The organism is Micromonospora sp. MH33 (assembly GCF_003013775.1).
Classification (GTDB): Bacteria; Actinomycetota; Actinomycetes; order Mycobacteriales; family Micromonosporaceae; genus Micromonospora; species Micromonospora fulviviridis.
Genome location: NZ_MUYZ01000229.1, coordinates 1 through 11656 on the forward strand (window position 1 = coordinate 1; position 11656 = coordinate 11656).

Sequence of the window (11656 nt, forward strand, 5' to 3'; positions counted from 1 at the left end):
AGCCCGCCGCGGCCAGCCCGGCCAGCGCCACCACGATTGCCGCCAGCACCGGCGGGCCGGCGACCGGCAGCACCGCCCGGGCCCGCTCCGGCAGCCGCGCCACCGCCAGGCCGCACAGGGCGAAACCCGACGCGTACGGGAGGAAGGCCAGTCCCGCCGCCAGCGCGGTGAAGCCCAGCCCGTCCTGGAGCCGCAGGGTGAGCACGAACAGGAAGCCCGCGTAGCAGCCCATCACGACGCAGCAGGCGAGCAGCCCGGCCGGCACCCCGGGGTGGCGCAGCACCGTGACGTCCAGCAGCGGCGCCGCGTCGCGGCGGGCGCGCCGTGCCTCGTACCCGAGGAAGAGCCGCCTGGGCCACCCGCCGGGCCGGCTGCGCCGGCTGCTGGGCTGAGCCGGCGCGGGGAGTTTCCGCCGCCGGCCGCTGTTCGGCAAGAAGTGCCGTCCACGGTCGCCTGCCGGTCACCTGGCGGGGTGGTCGCCCCGGACCGGGCGGCCACCCCGCACTGTGAGGCGCTCAGCCGGGCAGGAAGGAGAAGCGGACCTGCCGGCCGGGGTTGTCGCCGTTGGTGTCGACCAGGCAGATCGACTGCCAGGTGCCGAGCTGGAGCCGCCCGCCGAGCACCGGCAGGGTGGCGTACGGGGGAACGAAGGCGGGCAGCACGTGATCCCGGCCGTGTCCGGGCGAGCCGTGCCGGTGCCGCCAGCGGTCGTCGGCGGGGAGCAGGTCGTCGAGCGCCCGCAGCAGGTCGTCGTCCGAGCCGGAGCCGGTCTCGATGATCGCCAGCCCGGCGGTGGCGTGCGGCACGAAGATGTGCAGCAGGCCGTCCCCCTGGCCGGCGACGAACCGCTCGGCCTCGCTGGTGATGTCCCGGACGGTCGGCCGCGACCCGGTCTGGACGGTGATCACCTCACTGCGCATACGGCGCATTCTGCCGCAACCGCTCAGGAACCGCCCCCGCCGCCACCACAGTCGCCACCACCGCCCCCGGCGTCGCCACCGCTCCCACAGTCGTAGGACGGCATGTGCCCGTCACCGGTCTCGGGCTGTGGCGGCGTGTAGGGGAACAGGACGGCGGGACCGTCGTCCGCCCGGTAGCCAGCGGGAAACCGGCGCTGGTCCCGGGCCAGCCCGACCCCGAGGAGCACCAGCAGCGCGCCGGCGGCGACTCCCAGCAGCGGGTTCGGACCCCAGTCCGGCGAGCGCGCGATCTCGCGGACCAGAACCGCCACGGAAATGCCCACGACCACCACGCCGGCCGCCGCCATCGCCCCGCCCAGCACCACCGAACCCCGCCGCATGCCGGCAGGGTAGACCGGGGCGGCGAATTCGCCGGCCCAGCACAGCCGGTCGTCGCGCAAAGTTACTGGCGAGTACCTGTGTTCAGCGTCGCGTCTGGGGGAGGGAGGCGTGACGACGAGCGCCACCAGGGGGCAGGATGGCGCTAGAGACCTATCCCACACAGAACCGAGGGAACGCCTGTGGCTACGGAACGCAAGCGCCCGGTGATCACCGCTGGTCTGCCGAGCCAGCTTCCGGACATCGACCCTGAAGAGACCAGCGAATGGGTCGAGTCGCTTGACGGTGTCATCGACGAGCGCGGAACCAAACGCGCCCGCTATGTCATGCTGAGCCTGCTGGAGCGGGCCCGCGAGCGCCAGGTCGGGGTGCCGTCCCTGACCACCACCGACTACATCAACACCATCCCGCCGGAGCGCGAACCGTGGTTCCCGGGTGACGAGCACGTCGAGCGGCGGCTCCGGGCCTACATCCGGTGGAACGCCGCCATGCTGGTGCACCGGGCGCAGCGGCCGGAGATCGGCGTGGGCGGCCACATCTCCACCTTCGCCAGCTCCGCGTCCCTCTACGAGGTGGGCTTCAACCACTTCTTCCGGGGCAAGGACCACCCGGGCGGCGGCGACCACATCTTCTACCAGGGCCACGCCTCCCCCGGCATGTACGCGCGGGCCTTCCTGGAGGGGCGGCTCAGCACCGACCAGCTCGACGGCTTCCGGCAGGAGCTGTCGCACCCGGGTGGCGCGCTGCCGTCGTACCCGCACCCGCGGCTGATGCCGGACTTCTGGGAGTTCCCGACCGTGTCGATGGGCCTCGGCCCGATGAACGCGATCTACCAGGCGCGGTTCAACCGCTACCTGCAGCACCGCGGCATCAAGGACACCTCCCAGCAGCACGTCTGGGCCTTCCTCGGCGACGGCGAGATGGACGAGGTCGAGTCGCTCGGCGCGATCGGCGTGGCCGCCCGCGAGGAGCTGGACAACCTCACCTTCGTGATCAACTGCAACCTGCAGCGGCTGGACGGCCCGGTGCGGGGCAACGGCAAGGTCATGCAGGAGCTGGAGGCGTTCTTCCGGGGCGCCGGCTGGAACGTCATCAAGGTCGTCTGGGGCCGGGAGTGGGACCCGCTGCTCGCCGCGGACACCGACGGCGCGCTGGTCAACCTCATGAACACCACGCCCGACGGTGACTACCAGACCTACAAGGCGGAGTCCGGGGCGTACGTCCGGGAGCACTTCTTCGGCCGCGACCCGCGGACCCGCAAGATGGTCGAGCACCTCAACGACGACGAGATCTGGAACCTCAAGCGGGGTGGCCACGACTACCGGAAGCTCTACGCGGCCTACAAGGCGGCGATGGAGCACACCGGCCAGCCGACGGTGATCCTGGCCAAGACCATCAAGGGCTGGACGCTGGGCTCGCACTTCGAGGCCCGCAACGCCACCCACCAGATGAAGAAGCTCACGCTGGAGGACCTCAAGCTCTTCCGCGACCGGCTCTACCTGGACATCCCGGACAAGCAGCTGGAGGACAACCCGTACCTCCCGCCGTACTTCCACCCGGGCGAGAAGTCCGACGAGATCGAGTACCTGCACGAGCGGCGCAAGCAGCTCGGCGGCTACCTGCCGACTCGTCGGACCACCGGCAAGACGCTGCAGATCCCGGGCCCGGAGCGGTTCGCCGACGTCAAGCGCGGCTCGGGCAAGCAGAAGGTGGCCACCACCATGGCCTTCGTCCGCCTGCTCAAGGACCTGATGAAGGACAAGGAGTTCGGCAAGCGCTGGGTGCCGATCATCCCGGACGAGGCCCGCACCTTCGGCATGGACTCGCTCTTCCCGACGGCGAAGATCTACTCGCCGCACGGCCAGCGGTACACCTCGGTGGACCGGGAGCTGTTCCTGTCCTACAAGGAGGCCACCACCGGCCAGATCCTGCACGAGGGGATCAACGAGGCCGGCTCGGTCGCCTCGTTCACCGCGGCCGGCACGTCGTACGCCACGCACGACGAGCCGATGATCCCGCTCTACATCTTCTACTCGATGTTCGGGTTCCAGCGGACCGGCGACGGGCTCTGGGCCGCGGCCGACCAGATGACGCGGGGCTTCCTGCTCGGGGCCACCGCCGGCCGGACCACGCTCAACGGTGAGGGCCTGCAGCACGAGGACGGCCACTCGCTGCTGCTCGCCGCCACCAACCCGGCGGTGGCCGCCTACGACCCGGCGTTCGCGTTCGAGATCTCGCACATCATGGAGAACGGCCTGCACCGGATGTACGGCGAGGCGCAGGAGAACATCTTCTACTACCTCACCGTCTACAACGAGCCGATCTTCCAGCCGGCCGAGCCGGAGGGTGTGGACGTCGAGGGCATCGTCAAGGGCATCTACCGCTACTCGCCGGCGCCGCAGGTCGACGGGGACGCGCCGAAGGCCAACGTCCTGGCCTCCGGCACGGGCATGCAGTGGGCGCTCAAGGCGCAGAAGCTGCTCGCCGAGGACTGGGGGGTGGCCGCCGACGTCTGGTCGGTGACCTCCTGGACCGAGCTGCGCCGGGACGCGGTGGAGTGCGAGGAGCACAACCTGCTCAACCCGGGCGGCGAGCAGCGGGTGCCGTACATCCAGCGGAAGCTGGCCGACGCCGACGGGCCGAAGGTCGCGGTCAGCGACTGGATGCGCGCGGTGCCGGACCTGATCGCCCGCTGGGTACCGGGCGACTACACCTCGCTCGGCACCGACGGCTTCGGCATGTCGGACACCCGGCACGCACTGCGCCGCCACTTCCACGTGGACGCCGAGTCGGTGGCCGTCGCGACGCTGCGCCAGCTCGCCCTGCGCGGCGCGGTGCCGGCCCACGTGCCGGCCGAGGCCGCCAAGAAGTACGCGCTGGACGACGTCACCGCCGCTCCGGTCGGGGAGACCGGCGGCGACAGCTGACCTGTCCCGCATGACGAAGGGCCCGGCGCATCCGCGCCGGGCCCTTCGTCATGCGGTGGCCCGGCGGCGGAGGCGACGATGGCCCGGCGTCCCTGGCGGGGACGCCGGGCCATCACCATCGCGGGCGACGCCGGGACAGGCTCGGTCAGCCGACGGCGGCCAGGTCGGTCAGCCGGGCCAGCGAGTCCTCCAGATCGGCGCCGACCCGGCGCAGGCCGAGCCGCAGCAGGGCGGCCTTGACCGGCCCGGCGGGCCACCGTACGACGATGAGCCGCACGACCGTGCCGCCCTCCTCCTCGTCCGGGGTCAGCTGTACGTAGATCTCGGTGCGCGCCTCGGCCCGGGCCCCGGCGCCCCTGGCCCGTTCGCGCCAACCGATCAGGGTCGGCTCCTGGTAGGCGATGACCTCGGCCTCGTGTGCCGCGCCGCGCCCGGCCTGGACCAGTTGTCGCCGCCCGAAGCCCTCCCCGGAGAGGACCTCGGCCGCGCGGACCCCCGCCAGCCAGGCCGGCAACTGCTCGGCCCGCTGCACGACGTCCCAGACCGCTTCCACCGGCGCCACCACGTGCGCACTGCGTTCCACGAGGATCATGTCTATCTTTCCCCCACTTAAAACACATCCGCGATATTCGGCACTCTATGTGTAAATCGGACTTAAGCGGACGGATTCGGAAAAGACACGCCGAAAACCCTTGCCCTGCCTGACCTGCGGGGCTATGGCGCGGCGGCCCCACGAGCCCTAGAGTCGCGAGCACGCTTCGCGTTTCTGGGAGGGCGAATGACGAGCGCGCCGATGCCCGAGTTCCCCGCCGGTTTCCGGTGGGGGGTGTCCACCTCCGCGTACCAGATCGAGGGGGCGGTCAGCGCCGACGGCCGCGGGCCGTCCATCTGGGACACCTTCGCCCACTCCCCCGGCCGGATCGTCGACGGCAGCACCGGCGACGAGACGTGCGACCACTACCACCGGTACGCCGAGGACGTCGGGCTGCTGGCCGGTCTCGGGGTGTCCGCGTACCGGTTCTCCATCGCCTGGCCGCGGGTGCAGCCCACCGGCGCGGGCCCGGCCAACCCGGCCGGGCTGGACTTCTACGACCGGCTGGTGGACGCCCTGCTCGCCGCCGGCGTGGACCCGGTCGCCACCCTCTTCCACTGGGACCTGCCGCAGTCCCTGGAGGACGCCGGCGGCTGGCTGAACCGGGACACCGCCGACCGCTTCGCCGAGTACGCCGACCTGGTCGCCGCCCGCCTCGGCGACCGGGTGAAGCTCTGGATCACCCTCAACGAGCCGTTCATCCACATGAGCCTCGGGTACGGGACGGGCGTGCACGCCCCCGGCCGGATGCTGCTCTTCGACGCCTTCCCGGTGGCCCACCACCAGCTTCTCGGGCACGGCCTCGCGGTCTCCGCGCTGCGCGCCCGCGGCACCGCACCGGTGGCCATCGCCAACAACTACTCCCCGGTGCGGCTGGCCGGGGAGACCGACGCCGACCGGGCCGCCGGGGCGGCGTACGACGCGCTGCACAACCGGCTGTTCACCGACCCGCTGCTCGGCCGCGGCTACCCGGAGGAGCCGGGCTTCGACCCGGCCGTGGTCCGCGCCGGCGACCTCGACGTGATCGCCGCCCCCATCGACGTGCTCGGGGTGAACTACTACAACCCGACCGGCATCCGGGCGCCCGCCGAGGAGGACTCGCCGCTGCCGTTCGAGATCGTGCCGCTGGACGGCTACCCGCGTACCGCCTTCGACTGGCCGGTGGCCCCGGACGGGCTGCGCGAGCTGCTGCTCCAGCTCCACCACCGGTACGGCGACGCCCTGCCGCCCATCCAGATCACCGAGAGCGGCTGCGCGTACGACGACGTGCCGGACGCCGACGGCCGGGTGCCCGACCCGGACCGGATCGCGTACCTGGACGGGCACCTGCGGGCGGTGGGCGAGGCGATGGCCGCCGGGGTGCCGGTGACCGGGTACTTCGTCTGGTCGCTGCTGGACAACTGGGAGTGGGCCGAGGGCTTCACCAAGCGGTTCGGCCTCGTACACGTCGACTACGCCACCCAGCGGCGCACCCCGAAGTCGTCGTACGCCTGGTTCCGGGACCTGGTCCGGCGATGACCACCGTCAACCCCACGCCGGCCTCGCTGCCGGCGGCGCTCGCCGAGCCGACCGTGCCGGTACGGCGCAGCTGGATCGCGCTGATCTTCGCGGCCAACCTGGGCGTCTGGATGGCGTTCTTCACCCCGATCCAGGTGCTGCTGCCGCAGCAGGTGGAACGGATCGCGCCGACCGACAAGGAGGCCATGCTGGCGGTGGTCACCGGCCTCGGCGCGCTCGCCGCGGTGCTGGCGAACCCCCTGGCGGGCGCGCTGTCCGACCGGACGTCGCTGCGCCTGGCGAACCGGCACCTCGGCCGCCGGCACGTCTGGACGGCCACGGGCGCGGTGATCGGCGCGTTCGCCCTGGTGGTGCTGGCCCGGCAGGACAGCATCGCCGGGGTGGCGGTCGCCTGGGTCGCCGCCCAGGTCTGCTTCAACGCCATGCTGGCCAGCCTCACCGCCGCCATCCCCGACCGGGTGCCGGTGGCGCAACGCGGCGGCGTCTCCGGCTGGGTGGGCATCCCGCAGGCGCTCGGCCTGGTGGTCGGCGCGGTGCTGGTCACCGCCGTGGTCACCGGCAACGCCGCCGGGTACGCCGCCATCGCGCTCGCGGTGCTGCTGCTTTCCCTGCCGTTCGCGCTGCTCACCCAGGACGACCCGCTGCCCCGGGAGCACCGGTCGGCGCTGCGGCCACGCGCGCTGCTCGCCTCGATGTGGATCAGCCCACGCCGGCACCCCGACTTCGCCTGGGCCTGGTTCACCCGCTTCCTGGTGCAGACCGGCAACGCGCTGGGCACGCTCTACCTGCTCTACTTCCTCACCGACGGGGTGCGGGTGGCCGATCCCGAGGGCGCCCTGCTGGTGCTGATCCTGCTCTACACGCTCGGCATGATGCTCACCGCCGTGGTGGCCGGGCGGCTCTCCGACCGCTCGGGCCGGCGCAAGGTCTTCGTGATCGTCTCCGGGCTGATCATGGCAGTGGCGGCGGTGCTGCTCGCGGTGGCCCCGACCTGGCCGATGGCGATCGTCGCCGCGCTGCTGCTCGGCGCCGGCTACGGGGTCTACCTGGCCGTGGACGCCGCGCTGATCACCCAGGTGCTGCCGACCGCCACCGACCGGGCCAAGGACCTCGGCGTGATCAACATCGCCAACTCGGCGCCGCAGGTGCTCGGCCCGGCGCTCTCCGCCCCGATCGTGGTCCACCTGGGCGGCTACCCCAGCCTGTACGCGGTCACCGCGGCGGTCACCCTGGTCGGCAGCGTCCTCGTCCTGAAGATCAGGGCGGTGCCCTGAACCGGCCCCCTGCCGGAAAGCGGTCGCGGGCCGCCGTAGGCTGGGGGACGTGACGGTACGTGTACGCTTCGCCCCCTCCCCGACCGGAATGTTCCACGTCGGCGGTGCCCGCTCGGCCCTGCAGAACTGGATCTACGCCAAGCAGCAGGGCGGGGTGTTCGTGCTCCGCATCGAGGACACCGACGCGGCCCGCAACAAGCCCGAGTGGACCGAGGGCATCCTCTCCGCGCTCGACTGGATCGGCATCGCGCGGGGCAGCTACGAGGGCCCGCACTTCCAGTCCTCGTACGCGGGTGAGCACCGGGCCGCCGCGCAGCGGCTGCACGAGGGCGGCCGGGCGTACTACTGCGACTGCACCCGGGAGGACGTGCAGGCGCGGACCGGCTCGCAGTACCAGGGCTACGACGGCTTCTGCCGGGACCGCGGCCTGCCGCCGGGCGAGGGCCGGGCGCTGCGCTTCCGCACCCCGGACGAGGGCGAGACCGTGGTGGTCGACCTGATCCGCGGCGAGCCGACCTTCGAGAACAAGCTGATCGAGGACTTCGTCATCGCCCGCGGCGACGGCTCGCCGGTGTTCCTGCTCGCCAACGTGGTCGACGACATGACCATGGGGATCACCCACGTGATCCGGGCCGAGGAGCACCTGCCCAACACGCCGAAGCAGCAGCTGCTCTGGGACGCGCTCGGGGTCAAGCCGCCGGTCTGGGCGCACGTGCCGGTCGTGGTCAACGAGAAGCGGCAGAAGCTGTCCAAGCGGCGGGACAAGGTCGCCCTGGAGGCGTACCGGGACGAGGGCTACCTCGCCGAGGCGATGCGCAACTACCTGATGCTGCTCGGCTGGGCCCCCTCCGGCGACCGGGAGATCGTGCCCTGGTCGGTGATCGAGGAGGAGTTCCGGCTGGAGGAGGTGAACCCCTCCCCGGCGTTCTTCGACGAGAAGAAGCTGCGCGCCTTCAACGGCGACTACATCCGGGCGCTGCCGGTCGAGGAGTTCATCGCCGCCTGCCAGCCCTGGCTGACCGGCACCGGCACGATCGCCCCGCCGCCCTGGCAGCCGGCGGAGTTCGACCCCGCCGCGTTCGCCGCGGTGGCGCCGCTCGCGCAGACCCGGATCGCGGTGCTCAGCGAGATCGTGCCGAACGTCGACTTCCTCTTCCTGGCCGATCCGCTGATCGACGAGGCGGCCTGGGCGAAGGCGATGAAGGAGGGCGCGGCCGACCTGCTGGACGCGGCGATCGCCGCGTTCGAGGCGCTGGAGCCCTGGGACGCCGAGTCGCTGAAGTCCACGCTGGAGGCGGTCGGCGCGGAGCGCGGCCTGAAGCTGGGCAAGGCGCAGGCGCCGGTCCGGGTCGCGGTCACCGGCCGGACCGTCGGCCTGCCGCTGTTCGAGTCGCTGGAGGTGCTCGGCCGCGACCGCACGCTGACCCGGCTGCGGGCCGCCCGGGTGCGTCTGGTGTAGCCACAAACGCGAGGGGCCCGCCGGTCGTCCGGCGGGCCCCTGTTCGCGTACGCGGGGTCAGCCGCGGGCGGACCGGCGGCGCAGCAGCAGGCCCGCGCCCAGCGCGACCAGCGCCACGGCGGCGCCGATCGCCCACAGCCATCCCGTACCCCCGTCGTCGTCCACCCCGTCGGCGGCGGGCGTCGGGCTCGCCGCGGAGTTCGTCGGCGCGGTGGTCGGGGCGGCGGTGGCCGACGGCGGCGCGGCGCCGGTCGGAGCCGCGGTGGTCGACGGCGGCGCGGCGGCCGTGCCGGTGGTCAGGGTGAAGCGGATCTCCCCGCTGACCGGGTGGCCGTCGGCGGAGCCGATCCGGTACGCCACGATGTAGAGGCCGGCCGCCCCCGGGGTGAACGGCACGCTCACCCGGTTGGCGGCGAAGGTCGGCGCGCCGCCGGCGGCGGGCACGTTGTCCGGTCCGGTGATTGTGATCTTCGTCGTGGCGGGCGCCGGCGACGCGAGGAACCGGAGCTCGATCCGCTTCGGCGCGGTAGCCACCCGCGCCCCGTTCTTCGGATCGCTGCCGGTCAGTGAGTTGTGCGCGGCCGCCGGCGCGGCCGGCAGCAGCACCGACGCCCCGGCCGCCACCCCGAGCGCCAACCAGCCACGCGCCACGCGGGCGACCCTGCCCCCCATGAACCCCTCCATCCGGGTACGATCCGGCCGCCGATCATCGGCCGCTCTGTTGGTCGGTCGCAGATCGCAAATAGTTCCAAATACTCTCCCAGCAGCTGCAACCCAGCGACATTCTGCGGAGTCTTTGAAGGTGGACGCCGGCCCGCGCCCGGCGACCACCGTCGGCCGATCCAGCGCGATCTGCAGCGGAAGCCACCCATCGAACGGGGCGAGGAGGCGGCGATGGTCCAGAAGGTGAAGCGGCTGCTGGCAGCCGTGGCCGGGGTGGTGGTGGCGACCGCGTGCTCGCTGGCCCTCGCCGGCGCGACGGCCGCGCAGGCGGCGCCCAAGCCCAAGCTCGCACCGGCCGGTGTGGACATCACCGGCCACCAGCTCGACCAGCCGCTGCAACTGCGCGCCGACACCCGGCCCGCCGAGGTGAACATGGTCGTCGACCAGGTCACGTGGCTGGGCGCCAGCGGCCAGCAGCGCGGCCCGGCGGCCAAGGACCTCGGTCCCAAGTACACGGTCGTGGTGCTCTACGCGGGCTCGCCGACGAAGACCTACGACCTCTACCCGCTCGCCAAGGGCGGCCCCCGGGTCTACCGGCCGGCCAAGCAGCCCGACCTGAGCAAGACCCGGGCCGGCTGGTTCTTCGGCCGGCTCAACATGTCCGAGACGCTGCGCGCCGCGGGGGTGCCGCTGGAGCGGCAGTTCGACACGATCAGCGGCGGCATCGGCGGCGGCGAACGGGTCATCCCGGAGGAAGCCCTCGACCCGGTGCAGAACATCGACGAGGCACTCGGCGAACTCCAGCGGCTGCTGCTGCTCAACGTCGGCGTGGTGGTGGTCATCACCGCCGGGCTCGCCGGCATCGCGCTGCTGGTGCGCCGCCGCACCCGCTGAGCCCGGGCTCAGACCTCCAGCACCACCTTGCCCCGGACGTGTCCCGCCGCCACCAGGCGCTGCGCCTCGGCCGCCTCGGCCAGCGGGAACGTCCGGGCCACGTGCACGGCGAGCCGGCCGGCGTCGACCAGCCCGGCCAGCACACCCAGGTCGGCCGTGGACGGCTTCACGAAGACGTAGCTGCCCCCGAGCCGGGTGACGTGCTCCGGGTCGGCCGTGGAGACCAGCCGCGCCGGCCGGGCGAGCAGCTCGGCGGAGACGTCCAGCGCGTCGCCACCGAACAGGTCCAGCGCCACGTCCACCCCGTCGGGCGCGACGGCGCGGACCCGGTCCAGCAGGCCGTCGCCGTAGCTGACCGGCTCCGCGCCCAACGACCGGACGAAGTCGTGGTTGGCCTCGCTCGCCGTACCGATCACCCGGCCGGCGCCGAGCGCCCGGGCCAGCTGCACCGCCAGGTGCCCCACCCCGCCCGACGCGCCGTGCACCAGCACCGTGTCGCCCGCGCCGGTGCGGGCCAACTGCAACGCCTGGTAGGCGGTGAGCCCGGCCAGCGGCAGCCCGCCCGCCTCGACCCAGGACGCCTGCACCGGCTTGTCCGCCAGGCACCGCTCCGGGGCCGGAACCAGCTCCGCGTACGTGCCGTGCTGCACGTCGTCGCGTCGGACGTAGCCGATCACCTCGTCACCGACGGCGAACCCGGCCACCGCCGGCCCGACCGCCTCGACCACCCCGGCGGCGTCCCAGCCGGGCACCAGCGGGAAGTGGCTCGGAATCAGGGCGGCCAGGTGCCCCTCGCGGATCTTCCCGTCGACCGGGTTCACCCCGACGGTCCGCACCCGCCGTACGCGTCGATCGCGATCGCCTTCACCCGGCCCACGCTAGTCGCCGGACGGCAACCGCGGGGTCAGCACCAGCGGCGCGGCGGTCTCTCCCGGCGCACCGCGCGGCTGCGCGGCCGGACCGGGCCGTGCCGGTGGGCGCCCGCCCAGCCGGGCAGGTCGCTGCGGCAGGCCTGCGCCGGTTCCGGCTCG

General features: G+C 72.9%; 10 protein-coding genes and 1 pseudogene. 5 read left to right on the forward strand and 6 right to left on the reverse strand.

From position 1 onward, the window contains the following. From B0E53_RS37905 to B0E53_RS26680, 3 genes and pseudogenes are all read right to left on the reverse strand, one after another. Nucleotides 1-433, reverse strand: a pseudogene (locus B0E53_RS37905) (MFS transporter); the annotation flags it as partial. 82 nt (nt 434-515) lie between these two features. Beyond that, complete coding sequence (locus B0E53_RS26675; RefSeq protein ID WP_168215415.1) at nt 516-920, reverse strand: YjbQ family protein; 405 nt, start codon at nt 918-920, stop codon at nt 516-518. Between the two features lie 23 nt (nt 921-943). Continuing rightward, nucleotides 944-1300, reverse strand: a complete 357-nt coding sequence (locus B0E53_RS26680) for a hypothetical protein (RefSeq protein ID WP_146167777.1) — start codon at nt 1298-1300, stop codon at nt 944-946. A gap of 180 nt (nt 1301-1480) precedes the next feature. Between B0E53_RS26680 and aceE the strand changes: the two genes are divergently transcribed. Beyond that, the gene (gene aceE, locus B0E53_RS26685) at nt 1481-4225 is read left to right on the forward strand and encodes a pyruvate dehydrogenase (acetyl-transferring), homodimeric type (protein ID WP_107078551.1); all 2745 of its coding nucleotides are present in this window, start codon (nt 1481-1483) and stop codon (nt 4223-4225) included. Nucleotides 4226-4370: 145 nt separating this feature from the next. Here aceE and B0E53_RS26690 read toward each other — a convergent pair whose 3' ends face one another. Continuing rightward, nucleotides 4371-4817: an SRPBCC family protein gene (locus tag B0E53_RS26690; RefSeq protein ID WP_091319671.1), complete on the reverse strand. Its 447-nt coding sequence runs from the start codon at nt 4815-4817 to the stop codon at nt 4371-4373. Nucleotides 4818-5003: 186 nt separating this feature from the next. On the opposite strand from B0E53_RS26690, the gene B0E53_RS26695 reads away from it, so the two are divergent. From B0E53_RS26695 to gltX, 3 genes are read left to right on the forward strand one after another with little or no spacing between them, the layout of a single operon-like run. Then, nucleotides 5004-6335: a GH1 family beta-glucosidase gene (locus tag B0E53_RS26695; protein ID WP_107078552.1), complete on the forward strand. Its 1332-nt coding sequence runs from the start codon at nt 5004-5006 to the stop codon at nt 6333-6335. Beyond that, nucleotides 6332-7609, forward strand: a complete 1278-nt coding sequence (locus B0E53_RS26700) for an MFS transporter (RefSeq protein WP_107078553.1) — start codon at nt 6332-6334, stop codon at nt 7607-7609. The genes B0E53_RS26695 and B0E53_RS26700 overlap by 4 nt, the downstream gene beginning before the upstream one ends. Nucleotides 7610-7658: 49 nt before the next feature. Further along, nucleotides 7659-9068, forward strand: coding sequence for a glutamate--tRNA ligase (gltX, locus tag B0E53_RS26705; protein WP_107078554.1), 1410 nt, complete (start codon nt 7659-7661; stop codon nt 9066-9068). Nucleotides 9069-9125: 57 nt separating this feature from the next. Here gltX and B0E53_RS26710 read toward each other — a convergent pair whose 3' ends face one another. Next, nucleotides 9126-9740 carry a copper resistance CopC family protein gene (locus B0E53_RS26710; RefSeq protein ID WP_107078557.1) on the reverse strand — a complete coding sequence of 205 codons (615 nt, stop codon included), beginning with the start codon at nt 9738-9740 and terminating at the stop codon, nt 9126-9128. Between the two features lie 222 nt (nt 9741-9962). Here B0E53_RS26710 and B0E53_RS26715 point away from each other — a divergent pair, with 222 nt between their 5' ends. Then, nucleotides 9963-10625, forward strand: a complete 663-nt coding sequence (locus tag B0E53_RS26715; RefSeq protein WP_107078555.1) for a hypothetical protein — start codon at nt 9963-9965, stop codon at nt 10623-10625. 8 nt (nt 10626-10633) lie between these two features. On the opposite strand, the gene B0E53_RS26720 is transcribed toward B0E53_RS26715, so the two are convergent. Next, entirely contained in the window at nt 10634-11461 is an 828-nt protein-coding gene (locus B0E53_RS26720; protein ID WP_107078556.1) for an NADP-dependent oxidoreductase, read from the reverse strand. Nucleotides 11462-11656 lie beyond the last annotated feature (195 nt).

What these genes read in the sequence shown, in the direction of transcription:
- B0E53_RS26710 (WP_107078557.1), bottom strand. Translation starts at nt 9,740, where the DNA reads ATGGGGGGCAGGGTCGCCCGCGTGGCGCGTGGCTGGTTGGCGCTCGGG.
- B0E53_RS26700 (WP_107078553.1), top strand. Translation starts at nt 6,332, where the DNA reads ATGACCACCGTCAACCCCACGCCGGCCTCGCTGCCGGCGGCGCTCGCC.
- B0E53_RS26715 (WP_107078555.1), top strand. Translation starts at nt 9,963, where the DNA reads ATGGTCCAGAAGGTGAAGCGGCTGCTGGCAGCCGTGGCCGGGGTGGTG.
- B0E53_RS26695 (WP_107078552.1), top strand. Translation starts at nt 5,004, where the DNA reads ATGACGAGCGCGCCGATGCCCGAGTTCCCCGCCGGTTTCCGGTGGGGG.
- B0E53_RS26690 (WP_091319671.1), bottom strand. Translation starts at nt 4,817, where the DNA reads ATGATCCTCGTGGAACGCAGTGCGCACGTGGTGGCGCCGGTGGAAGCG.
- B0E53_RS26680 (WP_146167777.1), bottom strand. Translation starts at nt 1,300, where the DNA reads ATGCGGCGGGGTTCGGTGGTGCTGGGCGGGGCGATGGCGGCGGCCGGC.
- B0E53_RS26675 (WP_168215415.1), bottom strand. Translation starts at nt 920, where the DNA reads ATGCGCAGTGAGGTGATCACCGTCCAGACCGGGTCGCGGCCGACCGTC.